This is a genomic window from Mucilaginibacter sp. Mucisp73 (assembly GCF_059491465.1).
This window is the reverse complement of the sequence record NZ_CP168507.1, coordinates 5474706-5496649: the sequence shown is the minus strand read 5'-3', so window position 1 is coordinate 5496649 and position 21944 is coordinate 5474706. Positions and strand designations below refer to the sequence as shown.

23 protein-coding genes and 1 pseudogene are annotated in these 21944 nt (G+C 42.7%); 11 read left to right on the top strand and 13 right to left on the bottom strand.

Going from position 1 to position 21944, the window contains the following annotated elements:
• Positions 1-15: 15 nt before the first annotated feature.
• Positions 16-1776 carry an ABC transporter ATP-binding protein gene (locus ACEN82_RS22715; RefSeq protein ID WP_413320131.1) on the top strand — a complete coding sequence of 587 codons (1761 nt, stop codon included), beginning with the start codon at positions 16-18 and terminating at the stop codon, positions 1774-1776.
• 172 nt (positions 1777-1948) lie between these two features.
• On the opposite strand, the gene ACEN82_RS22710 is transcribed toward ACEN82_RS22715, so the two are convergent.
• The 3 genes from ACEN82_RS22710 to ACEN82_RS22700 are packed head-to-tail and all read right to left on the bottom strand — an operon-like array spanning position 1949 to position 5146.
• Positions 1949-2683, bottom strand: a complete 735-nt coding sequence (locus tag ACEN82_RS22710) for a LytR/AlgR family response regulator transcription factor (protein ID WP_413320133.1) — start codon at positions 2681-2683, stop codon at positions 1949-1951.
• Between the two features lie 54 nt (positions 2684-2737).
• On the bottom strand, positions 2738-4072 hold the full coding sequence (locus tag ACEN82_RS22705) for a 3-keto-disaccharide hydrolase (protein ID WP_413320135.1): 1335 nt from the start codon (positions 4070-4072) through the stop codon (positions 2738-2740).
• Positions 4073-4090: 18 nt separating this feature from the next.
• The gene (locus tag ACEN82_RS22700) at positions 4091-5146 is read right to left on the bottom strand and encodes a sensor histidine kinase (RefSeq protein ID WP_090530821.1); all 1056 of its coding nucleotides are present in this window, start codon (positions 5144-5146) and stop codon (positions 4091-4093) included.
• A 241-nt stretch (positions 5147-5387) separates the two neighbouring features.
• Here ACEN82_RS22700 and ACEN82_RS22695 point away from each other — a divergent pair, with 241 nt between their 5' ends.
• From ACEN82_RS22695 to ACEN82_RS22685, 3 genes are read left to right on the top strand one after another with little or no spacing between them, the layout of a single operon-like run.
• Positions 5388-5600, top strand: coding sequence for a hypothetical protein (locus tag ACEN82_RS22695; RefSeq protein ID WP_090530816.1), 213 nt, complete (start codon positions 5388-5390; stop codon positions 5598-5600).
• A complete protein-coding gene (locus ACEN82_RS22690) occupies positions 5594-6493 on the top strand; it encodes an ABC transporter ATP-binding protein (RefSeq protein ID WP_413320138.1) in 900 nt (299 codons plus the stop codon). The genes ACEN82_RS22695 and ACEN82_RS22690 overlap by 7 nt, the downstream gene beginning before the upstream one ends.
• Positions 6494-6496: 3 nt before the next feature.
• Complete coding sequence (locus ACEN82_RS22685) at positions 6497-7297, top strand: ABC transporter permease (protein WP_090530810.1); 801 nt, start codon at positions 6497-6499, stop codon at positions 7295-7297.
• Between the two features lie 28 nt (positions 7298-7325).
• Here the strand turns inward: ACEN82_RS22685 and ACEN82_RS22680 are convergent.
• The 5 genes and pseudogenes from ACEN82_RS22680 to ACEN82_RS22660 form a co-directional block, all read right to left on the bottom strand.
• Positions 7326-7628, bottom strand: a pseudogene (locus ACEN82_RS22680) (RES family NAD+ phosphorylase).
• A 123-nt stretch (positions 7629-7751) separates the two neighbouring features.
• The gene (locus ACEN82_RS22675; protein ID WP_413320140.1) at positions 7752-8159 is read right to left on the bottom strand and encodes an Xre family toxin-antitoxin system antitoxin; all 408 of its coding nucleotides are present in this window, start codon (positions 8157-8159) and stop codon (positions 7752-7754) included.
• A 56-nt stretch (positions 8160-8215) separates the two neighbouring features.
• Entirely contained in the window at positions 8216-8935 is a 720-nt protein-coding gene (locus tag ACEN82_RS22670; RefSeq protein ID WP_413320142.1) for an SGNH/GDSL hydrolase family protein, read from the bottom strand.
• Positions 8936-9694 (bottom strand): lipoyl(octanoyl) transferase LipB, encoded by a 759-nt coding sequence (gene lipB / locus ACEN82_RS22665; RefSeq protein ID WP_413320144.1) that lies wholly within the window; start codon positions 9692-9694, stop codon positions 8936-8938.
• Positions 9691-10332, bottom strand: a complete 642-nt coding sequence (locus ACEN82_RS22660) for a 4'-phosphopantetheinyl transferase family protein (RefSeq protein WP_090530799.1) — start codon at positions 10330-10332, stop codon at positions 9691-9693. Before ACEN82_RS22660 ends, lipB begins: the two co-directional genes overlap by 4 nt.
• A 211-nt stretch (positions 10333-10543) precedes the next feature.
• Between ACEN82_RS22660 and dcd the strand changes: the two genes are divergently transcribed.
• Both dcd and ACEN82_RS22650 read left to right on the top strand, forming a co-directional pair.
• The gene (gene dcd, locus ACEN82_RS22655) at positions 10544-11080 is read left to right on the top strand and encodes a dCTP deaminase (RefSeq protein WP_274990403.1); all 537 of its coding nucleotides are present in this window, start codon (positions 10544-10546) and stop codon (positions 11078-11080) included.
• Positions 11081-11221: 141 nt separating this feature from the next.
• Entirely contained in the window at positions 11222-13939 is a 2718-nt protein-coding gene (locus ACEN82_RS22650; RefSeq protein WP_413320146.1) for a TonB-dependent receptor, read from the top strand.
• An 84-nt stretch (positions 13940-14023) separates the two neighbouring features.
• Here ACEN82_RS22650 and ACEN82_RS22645 read toward each other — a convergent pair whose 3' ends face one another.
• Positions 14024-14893, bottom strand: coding sequence for a DOMON domain-containing protein (locus ACEN82_RS22645; RefSeq protein ID WP_413320148.1), 870 nt, complete (start codon positions 14891-14893; stop codon positions 14024-14026).
• 99 nt (positions 14894-14992) lie between these two features.
• Here ACEN82_RS22645 and ACEN82_RS22640 point away from each other — a divergent pair, with 99 nt between their 5' ends.
• Complete coding sequence (locus tag ACEN82_RS22640) at positions 14993-15274, top strand: ATP-dependent Clp protease adaptor ClpS (RefSeq protein WP_090530789.1); 282 nt, start codon at positions 14993-14995, stop codon at positions 15272-15274.
• Positions 15275-15294: 20 nt separating this feature from the next.
• Entirely contained in the window at positions 15295-15843 is a 549-nt protein-coding gene (locus tag ACEN82_RS22635; RefSeq protein WP_413320150.1) for a histidine phosphatase family protein, read from the top strand.
• A gap of 203 nt (positions 15844-16046) precedes the next feature.
• Here ACEN82_RS22635 and ACEN82_RS22630 read toward each other — a convergent pair whose 3' ends face one another.
• Both ACEN82_RS22630 and ACEN82_RS22625 read right to left on the bottom strand, forming a co-directional pair.
• Positions 16047-17117, bottom strand: coding sequence for a branched-chain amino acid aminotransferase (locus tag ACEN82_RS22630; RefSeq protein ID WP_413320152.1), 1071 nt, complete (start codon positions 17115-17117; stop codon positions 16047-16049).
• 128 nt (positions 17118-17245) lie between these two features.
• Positions 17246-18199 carry a tryptophan 2,3-dioxygenase family protein gene (locus ACEN82_RS22625; protein WP_413320154.1) on the bottom strand — a complete coding sequence of 318 codons (954 nt, stop codon included), beginning with the start codon at positions 18197-18199 and terminating at the stop codon, positions 17246-17248.
• An 83-nt stretch (positions 18200-18282) separates the two neighbouring features.
• On the opposite strand from ACEN82_RS22625, the gene ACEN82_RS22620 reads away from it, so the two are divergent.
• Positions 18283-18765 carry a universal stress protein gene (locus ACEN82_RS22620; protein WP_413320156.1) on the top strand — a complete coding sequence of 161 codons (483 nt, stop codon included), beginning with the start codon at positions 18283-18285 and terminating at the stop codon, positions 18763-18765.
• Here the strand turns inward: ACEN82_RS22620 and ACEN82_RS22615 are convergent.
• Positions 18762-20051, bottom strand: a complete 1290-nt coding sequence (locus ACEN82_RS22615; protein WP_373615262.1) for an HAD-IB family phosphatase — start codon at positions 20049-20051, stop codon at positions 18762-18764. The genes ACEN82_RS22620 and ACEN82_RS22615 overlap by 4 nt on opposite strands.
• A 185-nt stretch (positions 20052-20236) precedes the next feature.
• Here ACEN82_RS22615 and ACEN82_RS22610 point away from each other — a divergent pair, with 185 nt between their 5' ends.
• Entirely contained in the window at positions 20237-20551 is a 315-nt protein-coding gene (locus ACEN82_RS22610) for a type II toxin-antitoxin system RelE/ParE family toxin (protein WP_413320158.1), read from the top strand.
• 30 nt (positions 20552-20581) lie between these two features.
• Positions 20582-20875 carry a HigA family addiction module antitoxin gene (locus ACEN82_RS22605; RefSeq protein WP_188834316.1) on the top strand — a complete coding sequence of 98 codons (294 nt, stop codon included), beginning with the start codon at positions 20582-20584 and terminating at the stop codon, positions 20873-20875.
• Between the two features lie 7 nt (positions 20876-20882).
• On the opposite strand, the gene ACEN82_RS22600 is transcribed toward ACEN82_RS22605, so the two are convergent.
• On the bottom strand, positions 20883-21851 hold the full coding sequence (locus ACEN82_RS22600) for an NAD-dependent epimerase/dehydratase family protein (protein WP_413320160.1): 969 nt from the start codon (positions 21849-21851) through the stop codon (positions 20883-20885).
• Positions 21852-21944 lie beyond the last annotated feature (93 nt).

Below are 21944 nucleotides of genomic sequence, written 5' to 3'. Positions count from 1 at the left end.
GTTTGCTGTCGAAACATGAATGTATTAATCTCTTACTTAAAAAAACACCGCTGGATAGTTGTATTTGCACTTTTCCTGGCGGCAATGAATATAGGCTTCTCACTGCTCGACCCATGGATAACCGGGCGTATTGTTGACCGTGTTATTGAACAACGCAGTAAGCTACAATATGACGCATACCTTAACCAGGTGCTGATGCTGGTTGGCGCTGCTATTGGTGTTGCCATGGTATCGCGTATAGCTAAAAACTTCCAGGATTATTTTACCAATATCATTACTCAAAAAGTTGGGGCCGAAATGTATGCCGATGGTTTAAAGCACTCGCTTGAGTTGCCCTACCAGGTATTTGAAGACCAGCGGAGCGGCGAAACTTTAGGCATATTGCAAAAGGTACGTTTAGACTGCGAAAAGTTTATTACCTCCTTTATCGGGATTCTTTTTGTTTCGCTCATCGGGATGGTATTTGTTATCGTTTACTCAGTGAGCGTGAGCTATAAGGTTACCCTGGTATATTTCGCCGCGATACCCATCATCACTTTTGTGAGTATGGCCATGAGCCGGAGAATTAAAAAAATCCAAAAGACAATCGTAGCCGAAACAACGGCGCTTGCAGGTTCAACAACCGAGTCGTTAAGGAATATAGAGCTTGTAAAAAGCTTGGGCCTGGCAAAACAGGAAATAGCAAGATTGAATAATACTACCTACAAAATTCTCGACCTGGAACTGAAAAAAGTAAAGTATGTACGCAGCATGAGCTTTGTACAGGGGACTACCGTAAACTTTGTACGAAGCGTAATGGTTGTAGTACTGTTAATGCTTATCTTCAAAGAGACTATCTCTCCGGGCCAATATTTCAGTTTTTTATTTTACTCATTCTTTTTATTTAACCCATTGCAGGAGTTAGGCAATGTAATCCTTTCCTGGCGTGAGGCTGAGGTTTCCCTTGGTAACTTTAACCGGATATTGAGTATTCCTATTGATAAAAAGCCCGAAAAACCTGTATTGCTTGAAAAAGTGAATACCTTAACATTTAATGACGTTAGCTTTAAACACTTAACCGCAAATCGTAACGCGCTTAACCATATCAGCTTTGAAACCAATTCGGGCGAAACGATCGCTTTTGTTGGTCCTTCCGGTTCGGGTAAAACTACGCTCGTTAAATTATTGGTTGGTTTATATCAGCCCTTGCAAGGTGATATTTTATACAACGGCACATTAAGTAAAGAAATCGACCTTGATCAGCTACGCGAAAAAATAGGCTTCGTAACCCAGGATACACAACTGTTTTCGGGTACCATCCGTGAAAACCTGCAGTTTGTACGCCCGGATGCTACCGATGAGGAATGTATGAATGTGCTGCAGCGTGCCGCATGCCAAACCCTGCTGGCCCGGGCTGATAAAGGTTTAAGCACTGTAATTGGCGAAGGTGGTGTAAAAGTATCTGGCGGTGAAAAACAACGCCTGTCAATAGCCCGTGCTTTATTACGCCGGCCGGATATCCTGGTATTTGACGAAGCTACGTCATCCCTTGATTCTATCACTGAGGAGGAGATCACCGAAACTATCCGTAACGTATCTGAAAAAGAGAACCATATTACTATCCTCATCGCTCACCGCTTATCAACCATTATGCATGCTGATAGTATTTACGTATTGGAGAAAGGCCGTATTATTGAATCAGGTAAGCATGCCGATCTCATTTCCCAGAAAGGGTTATATTATGCTATGTGGAGGCAACAGATAGGGGAAAAGGATACGGTAGACGCACTGGATTAAAAGCACAAAAAGCAGATTGATATTAGGAAATCCAGACTTACGAAGTTTTTGAAACTTCGTAAGTCTTCCACGTTTTTGCTATTTGCCCGTAACAGCTTCTATATACTAATGTCATTTTTCCTTCAATATTTATTGAGTTTAAAACTGCATTAGCAATCCCAAGTACCCAAGTTTAAATATTCTTATTCTCGATCATTCTGAAAAACTCATCACGATAGGTGTCGCCTACAGGGATGATCTTGTCGCCTATCTGGATGCGGCTCCGTTCAATACTATCTATTTTGTTGAGGGCTACGATGTATGATTTGTGTACCCGTACAAAATGTTTCTCGGGCAGCGCATCTTCCATCTTTTTCATGCCCTGCAGGGTAATAATGCGCTCGGCAGAAGTGAAGATGCTGATATAATCCTTCAAGCCCTCAATAAACATAATATCATGCAGATAAACCTTCTGGATCTTATGCTCGGTTTTTACAAAAATAAAATCGGTCGAAAAATCATCCTGCTGCACGGGTTCGGCCTGCATCACTACCTGTGGTTTGGCTGCAACCGGCTGGATAATGCTTTGTGCTTTTTGTACCGATTTAAAAAAGCGATCAAATGCGATAGGCTTTAACAGGTAATCAACTACATCAAGCTCATAGCCTTCAAGCGCGTACTGCGGGTAGGCTGTAGTTAAAATAACCTTGGCTTTGCCGTTAGCGATCTTCAAAAATTGAATGCCGGTAAGCTCGGGCATCTGCACGTCTAAAAATACCAGGTCAACTTCTGCAGCCTGTACCATGGTAAGCGCCTCGATGGGGTTGGTTGTAGCTTTAACCAATTGCAAAAAAGGCATCTTGGAAATATAATCTTCCAAAATATGCAGCGCCAAAGGCTCATCGTCAACTACCAAACATCTGATCATAGCGTAAAAATAATGTAATAATGGTTATTCTAAATTTTTTAATGTGCTGTTTTGTTATAACGGCGTCAATTCAACAGATTTATACCAGATTTCGGCGCCTTCCGATTGTAACAGGATGCGACCGTGCGATAATGAGGCTACTCCCCAGTTTACTAAATGCCCGTTAACATAATGTTCAATCTGGTTGCCATTGCAAATGATTTCGATGGTGTTCCACTCGCCGCGCGGATTTTCAAAATTGGCGGTGCGGTAAACACGCTGCTGGTCCCACTCAATGGCCGATTTATTGGGCGTAACCACATTAGTATGTTGTACGCACCAAATATCGCCGCAATCACCTTCCTGGATCTGGCATTCTATCGATCTTGGCCATACGATATCTTTATCCCCCTCTCCAAAATGATATAAAACACCTGCATCGCGTACGCCCTTTTCGCGTGGGTGATATTGCTTGCTCCCCCATTTGAATACTACTTTCAGGTAATAATTATCGTACGATTTTTTGGTGGCCATATAACCAAAATACTTGCCCATTACATGCACCATGCCATTTTCAATGGCAAAGTTGTTATGTACATCATTATCCTTGCCTAAAGTATCCAGGTAGGTATACCAACCCTTTTTATCCTTGCCGTTTAACAATTTTTGAACCCCAGTCTCCCTGATCCAGATATTGCGGAATGATACCGGAAACTCATGTTCTTGCAGCAACAAGGGTAAGGCGAAGGCGTGTTTTTGATATTTGGGCTGACCAACATGCGCCACTGTTCCTTTTATAGCTACATGGTTTTGTATCAGTATGCCATTGTGTAATACGGTAATGTAAGCCGGTGATTTAACCGAGCTATCGATATTAAAGCGTGGAGCGGTATAAATGATATCATACTTTTGCCACTGGCCTGGTTTAAGCGAGGCATTTACCTGCGGCAGGTATTGTTTATAAACAGAACCGGCCTGTCCGTTTGAGTAAGTGCGGTTTTTATAACTATCCAGGATCTGCAGTTCGTAGCGGCTTTGCATAATTACACCGCTGTTGCCACGCTCCTGTCCTTCGCCTTTAACAACAGCTGGTGTGCGCCATTCTATATGCAGCTGGCAATCGGCAAAGTTTTGTTTGGTGATGATAGAGCCGCTGCCCGGCTTAACGGTTACAATACCATCCTTTACTATCCAGCCCGGTTTGTTACCTTTCTGATCTGTCCATTTGTCCAAATTTTTGCCATCAAACAAAATAATAGCATCAGATGGCGGCTTGTTGCCGGCGCCCGGTAAAACTACTTCAGGCTCAGGGTCCCAAACTTCGGTTGCTTTAGGATCGGTTTGTGCAGATGCGGTAATGGCCGATGCTGCAAGAAACAGGGCTGGGAGCAATTTTTTCAAACAGGTCATGGTTATAATGGGTTATAACTATAAATCTATTGATAATTCGCAGGTGTAAGTATATTCTTCATCCCTTATTTTTAAAGAGTACCTGTTGGGGTAAAGCAGGTTGAGCCGGCGCTGCACATTTATCAAGCCAATTCCACCTACAGCATCACGGTTATTGTTATGTTTTTTATTTTGGATGTAGAAATGCAGTTTACCATCCGCCACGTTAATAAGTAGCTTTATAGGTGAGTTGATATCATTTGCAACGCCATGCTTAAAAGCGTTTTCGATAAAAGCGATCAGTAGCAAAGGTTCTATTTTTTGATCGGTGATATTGCCATCTACCTTAAAATCAATAAAGGCCTTACTGCCAAAGCGGATCTTTTGCAGGTCGATATAGTTTTGAAGGTATTGAAGTTCTTTGCTCAGATCAACCTTGTTATCGTTACATTCATACAGCATATAACGCATAATTTCCGAAAGCTTTAAAATAGCCTCGGGGGTAGTTTCTGAGCGTTGATAGGCCAGTGAATAAATACTGTTTAAGGAGTTAAATAAAAAATGCGGGTTGATCTGCGATTTCAGAAAAGCCAGCTCGGCAATAAGGCGCTGATTTTCCAGGTCGCGCTGGATGCGTTCATTCAGGAACCAGTCTGTACTGAATTTTAGTGCAGTGCTCAAAAATACAAATATGAGGCTGGTAAAAATACTGCTGTAGAAATAAGTAGCAAAACTGGTGACATGACCTTTTTGATGCACCAGTACAATATCTTTAAATAAAAGCCCCACGCCGTATTTGGCTACGCCGTAAACTATGATGCTTGTAAGCACAAAGGTGGCGTATTGCCAGTAGCGTTTTTTGTTTAGAAATTTAGGTATAAAAACCAGGTAGTTAAGGTAAAATAAGCTGATATTAATAGTAGGATAAAGCAAAAAAATCACCAGCAACTCCTTGGTACTAAGCATGGCATCATTAAGCCGGGCCAAAAAAACAAAAAAGGATATAATGGCCGCCCAGAAAAACAGGTGCCAAAAAATTATCCAGGCGGTTTTTATTCCAGTTCTGGATTTAGGTAATGGTAATGAAGCCTCCATTCGCTGTTTTTAAATCCCTTTTATGTTTAGGGGTGTGGCATCTAATTTAATATTTTGATAATGATATCGGCCTGTTATTTATATATAGCGGCCCATTTTTTCGATGAACTGGCTTTTATTATCGATGAACCGGTTAAAAGATGCAGAAAAGCGTTCATCTATAAACAAAGTGTGTTGGTCTAAATGATTTTAGCAGGTTATTTTTTTAATATTCCTTTGTTGTATAAAATCACCACTCACAATGAAAACGCTTATCAAAAATTCAAATCCTTTTATCATGTTATTGATCCCGGTAATGTTTGCCCTTATTTTGGGTGTAAGCTACCAGTTCGAGCAAAAAAAGGAAACAGCAATAATTGGCCGCACAGCAGTACATGCTACCTCATTGTTTCACAAAGGTTTTGTAATGGTTAAAACTGTTTGCTCAATAGCAAAAAACAATAACATATGGTAATTACTACCGAAGGCCTTTCCTTCACCTTTGGTAAGCAGCAGGTAGTTAATTCACTGGCGCTGCAAGTTCCGGAAGGAAGTATATATGGTTTTCTCGGTCCCAACGGCGCCGGGAAAACCACTACCATCAAACTCCTGCTTAACCTGTTAAAACCCGATGCAGGTAACATCCACATTTTTGAGCAGGATATCAAAACAAACCGCATCAGCATACTTTCGCAAATAGGTTCGCTTATCGAGCAGCCGGCTTTATACCAACACTTAACCGGGAGGGAAAATTTATTGAACAGGGCCTTATTATTGCAGGTGCCTGCCCAGCGCGTTGAAGATATGCTTGACCTGGTACAGCTAACCGCCGCCGCCAATAAAAAGGCCGGGCAATATTCATTAGGGATGAAGCAGCGCCTCGGTATTGCGCTGGCCCTGCTGGCCGATGCTAAATTGTTGATTTTGGATGAGCCCACCAACGGCCTCGACCCAAACGGTATCATCGAGATCCGCGAGCTTTTGAAAAAGCTTGTTGCCCAACATGGCAAAACTGTTTTTATATCAAGCCATTTGCTTGGCGAGATTGAACGGATGGCCACGCATGTGGGAATTATAAATAATGGCGTAATGCTTTTTCAGGGCAGTATTGCCGACCTGCAGTCTATTAGTAAACCGCTGGTGCGCGTTGATGCCGAAAATACCGTTGACGCCGCCAACCTGTTAACCCGCCACCATATTAATGTTACCGAAGTAACCGACGAGCATTTACTGGTACCCTACATCTCCAAACAGCAAATGGGCGAGATCAACGCACTGCTCAATAAAAACGGGCAAACGGTTTACAGCATCAGTAAACAACAAAAGGACCTGGAAAAACTATTTTTAGATATCACCCAAAGCGCCTAAGCCATGAAAGGATTTATACTGTCATTCCGTTCGGAGTTTTACAAAAGCCGTAAAACGCTTGGTTTCTGGGCCTCTGTAATGCTTCCTTTATTTATAGGGGTTTTGCTGTTCGTGGGATTTTATACCAAAAGTGAAAAGTTGGTGTCAATGCCGCCGATGATGCTTTGGCTACAGTTTGCTGGTGCTATTTTGGGTATCATGGGCTCATTGGTGCTGCCAATGTATATCATATTTATAGCATACTCCGTAAACAGTATCGAACACCGGGCCGATACCTGGAAAACCTTGTTTAATCTGCCAATCCCCCGCTGGTCGGTTTATGCGGCTAAATTTTTTTATGCGGTTTTCCTTGTATTTCTTTGTCTTGCATTGTTTGTGCTGTTTACCATTGGTTTCGGCAATTTGTTAAGCATAGTGAAGCCAGAGTTACGGTTCGATAATTTCCACATGGAGAAAGAACTGGCACAGATCTATTTTAAATTGTTTTTATCATCATTAGGGATCCTCTCCATTCAGTTTTTACTCAGTTTATTTTGGGCCGATTTTTTAAAGCCGATGGGGATTGGTTTTATATGTACTATAGCCGGCGTTGTAGCTGCTTCAAAAGGCTGGGAATATAGCTACCTGTTTCCATATGCACACCCCATGGCCGCCATCAGCAGCATGCTGAAAAATAATCATGGTGATCCTGCTAACCAGTTACAGATAGATGTTTTCACTAAAGATGTATTTGTAAGTATGGCTATAGCAGTTGTAGTATTTGTGGCAGGATATTTTATTGTGCAGCGTAAGAGCGTGAAGTAGATGTTAGTGATTAGAGGCTGGAGGTTAGTTAATCCTCGATATTAATAATTTTTACGGCTTTAAAATCGGAGTGTAAAGGGTTGAGCAGGTAGTTAAAATCGCCGGTAACAGTGGCGGATGGTACCTGGAGTGCTAAATATTTGTTGGCTTTTACAAAGCCGTCACCAATTTGCTGTGTTGCTTTGATCAGGGGGTACTATTCCACTTTTCGGGCAACTGATCAGTGTGAGGCTTAAAAATCTCTGCATTATCAGGCAGCTCAATCGTCGCCATAAAATAATCAGCAGGCATAAATCCAAGCGGTGTATGCAGCAACTTCAAGTACTGCCAATGCGCGTGACGAAGAGGTATAAACTACAGCAGTTCCTTTACTGTTCCAGCGCCCGCTGTTTTAGTTCAGCCCCCCTGCTGCTCAAGTCATGAATGTAAGCCTGCTTACTTAAGCAATAAACGATCATGCAAGTATGCCATGTTCAATACGGCCCAATTCATCGCGGATCATATTGATCCCAAAGGCTGTATCCAAAAGTTCTTTAGGCTTTACTCCGCCCAGGGGGATGCTTTTATAATCCATCCAGGCGTAAAAATTATTTTCATCGCCAAAAACCTCAATACCCCTTTTACAGAGTAATTCAATCATGATTATCTTTTCAGAATATATGGGATCAAAGGTTTTGTTTTCCTTTTTATAACGTTGAATAGTTCGCTCGGAAAGATGAAGGTACGAAGCCCAGTCATCAATATTAAAATGGATATGATTTGATAATTCGGTAAGATAAGGAAATGATATGCCCTCCCTTACCATGAAGGTTAAATTAACCTCATCATCATCAAGAAATTTATAGGGTTTTGGAGTACTCATGGCCTTTATTGTAAATTGACCATAGATTTACGACAATTGTCGTCGAAAAGCAAATCTTATTTTTTAGCAAAAATAGCCCTTACTGCCGCCTTCAGTTTATCAACCCACATTCCATACATTTTACCGGATGGATGCAAACCATCATCAGCCAATAAGGTAAGATCATTGGCGGCCAGTTTGGAGATCCCTGTTATTTCAACATAATTAACCTTTGCATTAGCACTTATTTTACGGTTAATATCATTGAACTGATCTATCTCAGGGCCGATAACGGCATCCTGCCCTTGAGCAAAAGGTGTAACACCATAGTCGGGGATAGACAGCACAAACACATGCTCGCTGATACCCTCAGCAAATTTAATGGCCGTATTTAAAACCTGCTCAAACTTAACGCGGTAATTTTCCTGGCTTAAGCCATCATATTGATCATTTACACCTATCAGCAGTGTGACTACATCATAAGTATTGCTTTTGATGCTGCTTTGATCAATAGCTTCAATGAGTTGATCGGTTGTCCAGCCGGTGCGGGCTATGATAGTCGGCGTATTTACTTTGAGGCCTTGTAACTGGTTAGCCAGTTGATTAGGAAATGCCTGTTCAGGGGGCACAGACTGGCCTATGGTATATGAATCGCCGAGGGCAAGGTATGTTAGGGTATCCTGTATCACGGTAACTGGTTTTGACGGGGGATTATAACTAACCGGCGCCGGCGTGTTTTTGCCTGCACAGGCCGATAATGTAATTGCTGTGAGTAAACTTAAAATTATTCCCTTCATTTATAATATCTCCATACCAAAAAGTACGGAAATATGGTGTTTAAGGATTTTTTTTACTTCATTAATATCAACCTCATACCCAAGTTCCTGCTGCATGGAGGTAACAGCCTTATCGTCAATACCGCAGGGCACTATGTTTTTAAAATAGCTCAGATCGGTATTTACATTAAGCGCGAGGCCGTGCATAGTAACCCAGCGACTGCAGCGTACGCCCATGGCACATATTTTACGGGCTTTGTCATTATCGGCATCAAACCATACGCCGGTATAACCCTCATAGCGACCGGCGTGCAGGCCAAAATCGGCGAGGGTAAGGATCACTGCTTCTTCCAGCGTACGCAGGTACAGGTGTATATCAGTAAAAAAATTATCAAGGTCCAGTATCGGGTATGATACAATTTGCCCCGGCCCATGATAGGTAATATCACCGCCCCTGTTTATCGGGTAATAAACAGCCTGCTTTTCTTTCAAGCCTGCCTCATCTAACAATAGATGCTCGGGCTTGCCGCTTTTACCCAGGGTATACACGTGCGGGTGCTCGCAAAATACCAGATAGTTAAAAGTTTCGTCGGCTTCGATAGTATCGTAGGCCACAGCAGTTCCGGCATTTTTTGCAGCTGCTTCATAAGCCGTTTCGCGATTACGGTTGTCTATTTTAGTTTTAACAGTTTCGCTAAAAAGGGTTTCCTGTTTATCCCAGGCCTGCTGATAATCAACCAGGCCCCAATCCTGAAAAAATACTTTCTTGTTTTTCATCATTCGCCCTTTACGTACCCTATCATATAATCTTCATATTGCAGATAGCCTACGGTATAATCAATGGTGGTATCTTTTTTATTCAATTGCGCATTCACCACACCATGGTGCTCAAACTGGAAAGGTTCCAAAAAAATGTTATCGGCAAACGAAACCTCTTTTTGCCCGTTGCACTTATAAACAGCTTCTTTGGCGCACCAGCATACATATAATTGCTCAATTTTTTGCGGGCCATTTATAAATTTCAACTCTTCCTTACGCATAAACTTGTTGGCAATGCGCTCAACTTTTTGCTTAATCTGCTCAATATCAATCCCAACCTTATATGTTTTGCTGATCATCACAGCGGCATAATCAAACGAATGGCTTAAGGAGATGTGGTAAGGGAGGTTTACCAGGTAAGGCTTGCCATGCTCATCAACTTTACAATCAATATACTCATCGGTACGGAGCATTTTACGCAACAGCACGCGGGTGCCCAACCAGTGCAGGTGACGCTTGCCATTGCTCAGGCTTTCTACAAAATCCTTTTCCTGCTGGTCAAGCTGTAACTGGCTGTACAGGTCCGTAGCCTCCTCCTCGATACGCCAGAGTGCAAACTCGGTGTCATCATCAATACGCTGCCTGTATGCTATCGCCATAAAAGTAAAATTGCAAAATAGGTTGCAAACATATGTCAAAAAAAATTAAATAATATCAGCGCAGCTACATATTCGTAATCGGCTGAACCATATCAGGTTTAGGAATTGTTTCTGCGCTATCTGAACGCATTTCGCCGGCCAATATTGTTTATAAAAGCCGGTGCCGATTAGGCTAATTTTCATAATTTAGCGCCAGCAATAACCTGCCTGTATGATACTATCTGATAAGCGCATCCTCGAAGAAATTGAACAAGGCCACATTATTATTGAACCATTTAACCGCGAATACCTGGGCACTAACTCGTACGATGTTCATTTGGGTAAATATTTAGCCACTTATCGTAACAGAGTGCTTGATGCTAAAGTCCATAATGAGATAGATGGTTTTGAAATTCCGAAAGATGGCTTTGTGCTTCAGCCCAATACCCTTTACCTGGGCGTAACGATGGAGTACACCGAAACACACCGGCATGTTCCGTTTTTAGAGGGCAAATCAAGCACCGGGCGTTTAGGGATCGATATCCATGCAACAGCCGGCAAAGGTGATGTTGGCTTCTGCAATACCTGGACACTTGAAATTTCATGTGCCCAACCGGTGCGCATTTACGCCGGCATGCCCATTGGCCAACTTATTTATTTTGTAGTTGAGGGCGAGATTGAAACACTGTACAACAGTAAGGCCAACGCCAAATACAACAACCCTACTACACGCCCTGTTGAAAGCATGATGTGGAAGAATAAGTGGTAGGTTTAAGCCACAAGTCTTAAGTCGGTAGTCTTAAGTACCAAGTAGAAAATATAAGTCAAACTTTCGAAGACTTCGAACTTCAGACTTAATACGACTTGGTACTTTTTTTGCGTATCTTGGTAGTTCAAGATTTATCTTTCTATGAACCTAAAACGCCTATCGGTTGGAATCCTGATCACCTTTATTGCCGGTGCTACCTTAGCTTTTGTAAAACCTGATGATGAGTTGGTAACAAAAATCATTGCACAGCTTGAAAAATGGCGCACCGATCATCCGCAGGAAAAAGTTTACCTGCACTTTGACAAACCCTATTATGCCATTGGCGAGGATATCTGGTTTAAAGCCTATGTTACTATAGGCAGTGAGCATAAGCTTTCGGCTTATAGCCAAACCCTGAATATCGACCTTATTGATGATAACGATTCGGTAAAACGCAGCCTTAAACTGCCGTTAACAGCCGGCCTGGCCGCGGGCGATTTTGCTTTGGCCGATAGCATGACTGAAGGAAATTACCGCATTCGCGCTTATACCAACTGGATGCGAAACGAAGGAGAGGCCTATTTCTTCAATAAAACCATCACTGTGGTAAACGGCATCAGCAACAAGGTTTTCACCAAAACAGCCTATAGCTACAGTACCTTAAATGGTAAACAAAAGGTAACTGCCGTAATTACCTATACCGACCTTAATGGTGTAGCCTATGTTAATAAGCCCGTAAATTACGAGGTTGAAATAAATGGAAAATCCATCACAAGGGGTAAAGGCATAACCGACGATAAAGGCAACCTAACAGCCGGTTTTACTACTAATCAGGCCGTTGCAATAACATCCGGCCATATTAATACCGAAGTGAAGCTTGATGAAAAACATACTGTTGCGAAAGCCGTGCCCATAAAGACGCTATCAAGCAAGGTCGATGTTCAGTTTTTCCCGGAGAGCGGAAGTTTAATTAATGGTGTTTTTGAAAAGGTAGCTTTTAAAGCCGTTGGAGCCGATGGAGTAGGGGTTGATATTAAAGGCTTTATTGCCGACGATCAAAACAACCAGGTTGCGCCATTGGGCGATAGTCATTTTGGCATGGGTACTATAACTTTTGAGCCTGAAAGTGGTAAAACCTATAAAGCGCACATTACTTATGCCGATGGCTCTGAAGGTGTTTTTGATTTGCCCAAAGCAGTTGATAATGGCTATGTATTAAGCGTTAACAGCATGCGCGACGACAAGGTATTTGTATCCATCATCCCTGGTAAAAACACCGGTAACGGTACAGCCTCATTATCGGGTTTAACGCTGATAGCGCAATCTGGCGGTGAGCTTTGTTATGCAGGCAAAAGTAAGGATGGGGCAACCTCTTTTTCGGCTGCCATCCCTAAAAATAAATTTCCATCGGGTATTGTACAGTTCACCCTGTTTTCGGCAATCGGCGAACCTCTGAATGAGCGCCTCATCTTTGTTCAAAACCCAGATCAGCTTAAGCTTGCCGTTACTTCCGAAAAACAGAGTTATAAACCCCGCGAAAAAGTTACTATTAATCTCAACGCTAAAAACAGTGAGAATAAACCCGTTGTGGGTAGTTTTTCAGCATCGGTTATTGATGAATCAAAAGTTAACACTGATGAAGCAAATGAAAGTTCTATATTTTCAACACTGCTGCTCACCTCCGATCTGAAAGGGTATATTGAAAAACCGAACTATTACTTTACTAATGTAAGTAACGAAACCAAGGACAACCTTGATGCACTGATGCTTACCCAGGGCTACCATCGCTTTGAATGGAAACAACTGCTTGCTGATAAATTTACCCCAATAGTCTTCAAGCCCGAAAAATCATTGGAGGTAACAGGCCATCTTAAAACTTTTGGGGGCAAACCGGTACCAAACGGCAAAGTCACCCTTTTTTCAACATCGGGAGGTACTTTTATTATGGATACCGTGGCTGATGCCGAAGGTAAGTTTACTTTTAAAGATCTTGTTTTTAGAGACAGTATCAAATTTGTGATCCAGGCACGTACTGCTAAAGACCGCAAAAATCTCGATATCACGCTTGACAACGTAACCCCGCAACCCGTTGGGCCTAATAAAAACGCACCCGATATCCAGGTCAACATCAACGATGGCGCATCGGCCTACCTTTTAAACAGTAAGAAGCTTTATGACGAACAGGTAAAATACGGTATTGGCAACCACACTATCGTATTAAAGGAAGTAGTGATCCGCGAGAAACGGGAAAACCCTTTTAAAAATTCGGCCAACCTTAACGGGCCGGGCAATGCCGACCAAACACTTACCAGTAAAGACCTGATGTATGGCGGAGGCCAGCTTTCTCAAATCTTACAAGGCCGGCTAACAGGTGTAATATTCCGCGGTGGTATCCCCTATTCAACCCGCAGTCCGGGTAACCCGATGCAAATTGTACTTGATGGAACCTATGTGGGAAGCGATTTCCTGGATAACTTAAATGTAAACGATATTGCCACTATTGAATCTTTACGTAGCATTGGCAATACCGCGATTTACGGATCAAGGGGAGCGGGCGGCCTTTTGGTCATCACAACCAAGCGCGGCGGCGAAAGCGTTTACAATAGATATGCACCGGGTATAGTTACTTACGCGCCTAAAGGATTTTATAAAGCACGCGAATTTTATTCGCCTAAGTATGATGATCCTAAAACCAATGCCCAAATGCAGGACCTTCGCAGCACCATTTACTGGGCACCAGGCTTATTAACTGATAAGGATGGCAATACATCCATGAGCTTTTTTAACGCCGATGCTAAAGGTACATATCGTGTAATAATTGAAGGTATTGATGCCGACGGTAATTTAGGCAGGCAGGTTTATAGGTATAAGGTGGAGTAATATTAAGCCCGCAGTCGGCAAGTCCGAAAGATTTAAGCAATGCTAATGTTTATCTCTTTCGGACTTTATTTTTGGCGAGCAAACTTATTTACTGCTCAAATAATACTTCTCCCAAAAGTCAACAGATTTTGACATTTCGCCTGCACCGCCCGCCGCACCACGGCCTGCGCCGCCTCCCATGCCACCGCGACCGCCTCTTCCACCACGGCCGCCACCCATGCCGCCTCCGCCCATTCCACCTCGTCCGCCGCGACCACCGCCGCCGCCAAAGCTGCCACCGTCTTGCTCGCCCCCACCTGTGCCTGCCGGTCGCTGGAAACCGTTGATCTTAAAATTAAAAGCCCACTCATTTTTAAAAGCATCGTTACCGGCGTGGAAAAAGCTTAAGGGTATGGCCGCTTCATAAACCAAATCGCCATTGGCATCGTAATTTATGGCTGTTTTAATGCCGTAGGTGTTTGATGTGGTGATCATATCGCCATCAATATCCTTAAACCCAACAACCTTAATATATCGCAGCTTAGTTATCCGTTCGCGCATCAGCTCGTCACGGTCGGCCTGGGTAATTTCGCCGTTATCATCTTTTGGCCTGGCAAACTCCGGCTTTTCATCCGGGGCTGCCAACGGAAAAGTAAGCATAAAACTATCTTTCTTTTTCCCTTTAGGATCAATGCTCAGTGTAATCCCTGCATTTAGCACTTTCATCTTATCAAGCCTGTCGCTGATGCGGATAGCTGTATACAGGTAATCCTTATCATTGGCCAGCACGTAGTTCAGCTTCTTCTCTTCATTATAGTAACGCAGGCTGTCGCCCCAGTCTTTCAGGCTGCCATCAATGTTAATATTAGCGGGCGGGCCCTGTAAGCTGTTTTTAGTACTTTGGGCCGCTGAATGGTGAGCTGTTAAAAGTTGTGCAGTTAATGCTAAAACAAAAGCCGGGGATGCTTTTTTCATGTGAAGTTTTTTAGGGGTTTTATGTAACATGATTTTTAAGACCATGGAACACGATTTTAACTTTTTTATTATTGTTTTTGAGTAAATTTGTAGTTACGTATGCCAACTGAAGTACAGGAAGAAACATTTACCCTCGAAGAGTTACTTGCAGGACTTAAAGAGATGCATCGTTTAATACTCTGGAACGATGATTTTAACACTTTTGACCACGTAATCCACTGCATGATGAAATACCTGGATTACTCTGAACCTCAAGCCGAAAAGATAGCATGGAAAGTACATAACGAAGGCAAATGCGCCGTACTGGAAGGCTCCTTTACCGAAATGGAGATCTACCGGAAGATCCTTCAGCAGGAGGGCTTGACAGTTTCAGTAGAATAACACGCTAAAAAATAACCGACATGCTAAAAAGATCATTTTTATTTTTTTTAATAGTCGGTTGGGCAAGCCTGACCGCCTGCGGACAGGGAAAAAACCTGAAACTGGTAATTATCCGTCATGCCGAAAAGCCGGATGTTGGGGATAACCTTTCATGCGCCGGGTTTAACCGTTCGCTCAAACTGCCCGAAGTTTTAAAAGCCAAATTCGGCTTGCCCGATCATATTTATGTGCCGGCAATGCACCAGGGTAAATCAACCGCGAGGGTGCGCATGTTCCAAACCATCTCGCCGTTTGCTGTAAAATATAATCTCTCTATCAATAGTAATTTTGAAGAAGAGGATGATAACGGCGTTGCTAAAGAGCTTATCTCAAAAAAAGGCACCATCCTTATTGTATGGGAACATAATCAAATTAAACCTTTACTGAAAGCTTTAGGTATGAAAGTTAAAGACCTGGAATGGCCCGATAGTGATTTCGACAGCATCTGGATAGTGACTTTCAAAAAAGGCAAACCGTCGTTAACGATGGATAAAGAAGGGATTACACCGGCTTCGGGGTGTAGTTTTTAAATTAATCCACCTCATCGTTTACGCCGCCGCTCGGCTCCAGCCGAGTGGCAACTATTAAGCGGCCTCCCGACCGCCGGATAACGCAGGCCGGAGGCCTTGGAATAATAACCACTCGGCTTGAGCCGAGCGGCGGCAAAGTATAACATAAAACACAAAACGCCCCGGATTTTCCGGGGCGTTTTGTGTTTTATGTTAACTGATAATTATTCGCTAACCAGGTAATTCCAGTTACGCGTATCCGGAACATTACCATATTTAATGGCATCCAGTGTATCAAATACTTTGTTCGAAAACTCACGTGTTTTCGGATCGCTCAGGAAATACTCCTGGCCTTCGTAGCTGATTGAAGCTACAGGAGCTATAGTTGCGGCAGTACCGGCACCAAAGGCATCGGTAAGTTTGCCATTTTTAGCACCTTCCACAATCTCGGCTACAGAAACTTTGCGTTCCTCAACAGTGATACCCCACTCTTTGGCTAAAGCTATAACGGTATCGCGGGTTACACCATCTAATATCGTGTCTTTTGCTTCGGCCGTGATCAGTTTACCATCTAACAGGAACATTGCGTTAGCAGCGCCCATTTCTTCAATAAACTTATGCTCTTTGGCATCAGTCCAAATTAGTTGATCAAAACCTTCTTCGGTTGCTTTACGGGCCGGCAGCATGGAGCTTCCGTAGTTACCGGCAGCTTTGGCATAACCCATACCGCCTTCGGCAGCGCGGGTATAGTGTGTTTCAATTTTAACACGCAATGGTTTTGAAAAGTACGGGCCAACGGGGCCAATCAATACCATGTATTTATAAGTTGAAGATGGTGTTACCCCCAGGTAAGGATCGGTAGCGAACATGAACGGGCGGATATACAAAGCATGGTTTGGCTTTGAAGGTACCCAATCGCGGTCAAGGTCAACCAGAGTAGCTATACTTTGCAAAAAGATTTCTTCGGGCAGGGTTGGCATGCAAAGGCGTTCGGCCGATTTGTTGAAACGGATAGCATTTTTGTCCGGGCGGAAAACGGTGATTTTTCCATCCGCGTGTTTATAGGCTTTCAGTCCTTCAAAAAACGCTTGTCCGTAATGAAGTGCTGAAATTGCAGGGCTTAGACCAATTTCGCCGTAGGGAATGACCGAGAGATTTTTCCATTCACCGTCCGCGTAATCGGCCACAAACATGTGGTCAGAAAAAGTTTTTCCAAAAGGTAAGTTGTCAAAGTCCGTTTGCTGCAAACGGGAAGCAGTTGTCCTGCTGATCTTGATGTCCAATGTCTCGGTCATGGCATTAAAAATTAATAAATTATAGAAAATGGCAAGTTAGGCATTTTTATGGCCTACACCAAAAAATTGCATGGTTAAATGGTGATTATCACATATAAAACATCATTTTGACAATATGATTGCCAGGCTTAATTACTACTCAGCACATCATCAACCCAGGCCTTACCCCAGTTCTCTTTTTCCTCTTCGCTCCATACCCAGGGATAAAAGATCCGCTTTTGAAAACGCGGCGGCAGGTACTTTTGCCAGTTAGTGCCGCCTGTTGCCTTAATATCCTCCGGCTCACGGTTCAGGTAACGCACCGCAGATTTATAATGTGAAAGCGGCCAGTTTACGTTGACATTGATATCCAGCTGGCGCAATTCGTTACGCAATTCAGGAGTCAGTTCTGATGATGATTCAAACTTTTTGGCCAGCGTATTAAAGTTGTGCTTAACAGCGGCCTTGCCCAGTTCAATAAATGTTTTTGAATATTTTTTTTCGAACTGTTTCAGCGTCAAAGTCTTTTTACCGGTGGAAAGTTCGGTAGCGCCAAACTTCCAGTACAGGTATTCAAATTGCGCTTCAATAGTTGCATGCTGCAGTTCCTCACGTTTATCTTTAGCAACCAGGTTTATAAAATCCGTAGCGTAGATCTCGATCATCCGGTACTGGCCCGACTGAAAACCGCTTGCCGGCAGCAACGACATCCTGAATTTCAGAAACTGCTCTTTCTCCATGCCATCAACCATGATCTCAAACGAGTGGGTTAAGGCACCAAAATATCTGTTGATCCTTTTTAACCGCGCTGTAAAAAAATCGGCCGTGAGCGGATTGGCCTCGGCAATTTGTTTGCACTCATGCAGGGCAAGCTTAAAATACAATTCAGTTATCTGGTGATAAATGATAAAGATCTCCTCGTCGGGAAACGGGGTTTTAGGGTTTTGTAAACTAAGCAGGGTATCCAGGTGGATATAATCCCAATAGGTTAAAAAATCTGCATAAAGCAGGCCATCAAGGTATGAGTTCATATCCTGGCCCATAGCTTCGTACTTTTCCTGCAGGCGGTTTAACCGGTCTTCAATTTCGGGAGAGAAATGCATATTTCAAAGGTAATAAAATAGTATACTGCTAAAACATATCCGTATTAGGTTGTTATTAAGGTACAAGCCTTATAAATATTATTATGAAGATCAGGAAGATACTCATCGGTATTGATGAAAGCGAATTTTCACGTTATGCAGCGGCCTACGCTTTTGATATAGCCCATACCTATAGTGCCGAGGTTGGTTTGGTACACATCGTTGAACCCATCATTGTTCCCACTGATACCCAGGACGGTTTATTAGGAGGGATGCCATTTGATCCTAATATAAATCTGCCCGGCACAGAATTAGAAACATTGCAAACCGAGCGCTCTGCCGCATTGTTGGATCAGACGGCAAAAGAATGGGGCGAGGGACTGGAAATAGCTCACTTCACCCAATACGGATCTACAGCTGAAGGTATTATTGAATGCAGTAAGGAGTTTAATGCCGACCTGATAGTTTTAGGCACTCACCGCCGTACCGGTATCGATAAATTCTTTTTAGGCAACGTTGCCGAGCAGGTGGTCAACAAATCATTGATCCCTGTATTGGTTGTGCCTTATATTGAAGAGAAAAATTAATATAAAAGCCTGAACTTAATCGTATGCTCAATCGCTTTTAACTCGTTCAATACTTCAGTATCATAGCCTGTATTAACATCGGTAATTACATAACCTATTTGCGGGTTGGTAACCAGGAATTCACCCACAATGTTAATATTATGGCGGGCAAATACATCGTTAATTTTAGCCAGTATCCCCGGTACGTTTTTATGGATGTGAATTAAACGGTGGGCATTGTTAACGCGCGGTGGCTGCAGATCGGGAAAGTTACAGCTGGTATGCGTTTTACCCTCGTTCATGAATGCCATTACCCTTTTCGGAAGAAAATCATTACTGTGGGGGTTATGCCTTGGGTCGTCAAATATAATGATCCCGTTTTCGGCAGCAGCATCGGCCAGCTTGCGGTTACATTTGCCAAAAATGCCAATCACTTTTAGCCGCCCTGCATTTTGAACTTGTTCGGCGCTTGGCTGATGTTCTTCGTCGCAAAACAATACACCGGCTTCTTCAAGATATTTTTCTTCAACATCATCGCGGTGGCGCATGTTGTAACCCTCTTTTTTAAGCTGGTCTAAGGCATCCTCATCCACGTTGCCCACAACCAAACATTTAATACGGTTTTTAGGGTAGGAGATGGCACGCGGCAGTTTATTCAGATAGAGGAACTCGTCAAAGCTTGGGGTAATATGGTCGGCCTTTTCAGCTACTGATTTACGTTCGATGTTTTCGGTAAAAGCGAAGAATTTTTTGATCATACCCGATTCCTTTAACTGAAAATCAGAATAACCATCACCGATGCCATAGATATCGCCCGGTAACTGAAGCTCTTTCAGCAGCTTTACCTTGCCACCTTCCTGCGAAAGCGGGTTTTCGCGGTCGTAACCTATAATATTGCCTTCCTCGTCAAACACAAAAGTGTTGGCGTAGATATTTTCTTTTTTAATGTGATATTCAGTTACTACCGGCGTAATGAACTCTTTGAACCCACCGGATACGATCAACACCTCGTCCTGGTGATTTTTAAAGAAGATAGTATTTCGCGAAAAAGAAGTAGAAACCTTCTTTTTAAGATGGCTGATCAGTTGCTTTAAATGATCGCGATTGGCGTTGAGCAATTTTACCCTGCGCTCTAAACTTTCGGTAAACGACAGCTTACCTTCCATCGAGGCATTGGTCAAATCTTCTATCTGTTTGTAGATATCTTCGCGGTCGGGGCGATTTTTTAGAGAGATCCGGGCCAGTTCATCAAGGGCCTCAACCTGTGTAAAGGTGCTATCGAAATCAATAATAAAGTACTGTTCCATCTTGGCTGCAAAGGTGCGAAAAAATTTGCTGAGGAAGTATAGAGAGTTTGTAGTTTAAATAAAATAACCTTTTTTTGGTAATATGGTTTCTTTAAGATATATTTGACATTATTAACAATTCAGTTAATACTCAAAACCTCTCAAATGAAATCTCCTAAATCATTTATATTTAAACAACCATAGCAATGGAAGTAATAATTGAAGATCACTTTCTGGGTGAAGTGGCCAATTACAATAAAGTGACCGGAAAATCGCCTTTTCCGGACGAAGTGATCAAAGCTTTTAGAAAACGATTGTATCAGATCAAACAGGCAAAAAGCACTGCTGATTTGAGAATGATTAAAAGCTTACACTTTGAAAAGTTAAAAGGAAAGAAATATGAGGGAAAGTATTCAATACGATTGAATATATCTTACCGTTTAATATTTCGGATTGAAAACAACGAGATCAGCAGGTTAGAGATTATTTGCATTGAAGAGATCAACAATCACTACTCATAAAACTCGGGCCAGGAGCCCTTTATACTTACTATGAATAATCAGGTATTAGATCATAATGGTAAGGAAATTGAAATAGAAGCATTTCATCCGGGCGAATTTTTGCAGGAAGAAATTGAAGAAAGGGCTATCCTCAAAAAGGATGTAGCTAAAGCCCTCCATATTTTACCGCACCATTTAAGCGAAATATTTGCAGGAAAAAGGAATATTTCTGCAAAGCTGGCCGTAAGGCTTGAAAAGTTTTTAGGGATCAGTTCCCATTACTGGTTAGGATTGCAAATGGAATATGATTTATTTATTGCCAGAGCAGAAGAGTTATCGGTTTAACCTCTTATTATTTTAACGCCTCACAAATTTCCCCTATCGTCTTACTGATGGGCTTAAACTCAAACCCAATAGCCTTTTTAATTTTTGAGTTTTCAAACTCGCGGGTTAATGAAGCTGTTTGTGCCGATGTTTTATCTATAGCCGGAACACCACCGGTTATAGCCGAAACAAAAGCGGACCCGCGCCAGGCCAGCTCCATCATCCAGGGTTTAGCAAAAATAGCGGGCGGCTTGATGCCGAAACCTTTTGCTATCTCGGTAACCATACCTTTGTAGTCCCGGTTTTCGGCGCTGATGATATAACGCTCGGCCGTAATATTGCTGTTCATTAAACCTACCATGCATTTGGCAACATCTTCTACATCAACAAAACCTATAGTGCCCGAAGTATAAAATTTAAGCCCCTTACGTACCGTGTTGAATAAGGCGCCGCTGCCCTGGGTACCGGCGCTCGCGCCAATTATAAGCGATGGGTTAACGATAACAGCGTCCAAACCTTCGGCTATTCCGCGCCAAACCTCCATTTCACTCTCTAATTTTGATATAGCATAGCCATCATTTTCTGTCGATTGCTCCAGGTGATGGTTCTCTGTAATTAACTCCCCTGGTTTTGCGGCGCCAATGGCAGCAATTGAGCTTACATGTACCATTCTTATACCGCGCTCGTTGCAAAGGTTAACCAAATTGGCAGTCCCCATAACATTGGTGCTGATCATCGGCTTTTTATCTGCCTGCTTTAATGATACCCAGGCGGCGCAATGGTAAATTTGTGTAATACCTTCGAGCGCATCGGTCAATGCAAAAATATCCATCATATCGGCGTCAACCCAGTCGATGTTTTCCTGATATGGCAACAGTAACCTTGGGATAACTGAACTTACCCTTTTGGTGCAGCGGATTCGCTGGCCGGTGGTAGTTACTAAAAGTTTTGCCAATTCGGCCCCAAGAAAACCAGTTGCGCCTGTTATTAAGATCATGATGCAAATGTGATTATTTTTTAGCTCAAAGCAGAAAGCCTAAGGCCTAAAGCTTTCTTTTTTAAACTTAAGCAACATGGTAAGAAAAGCTTT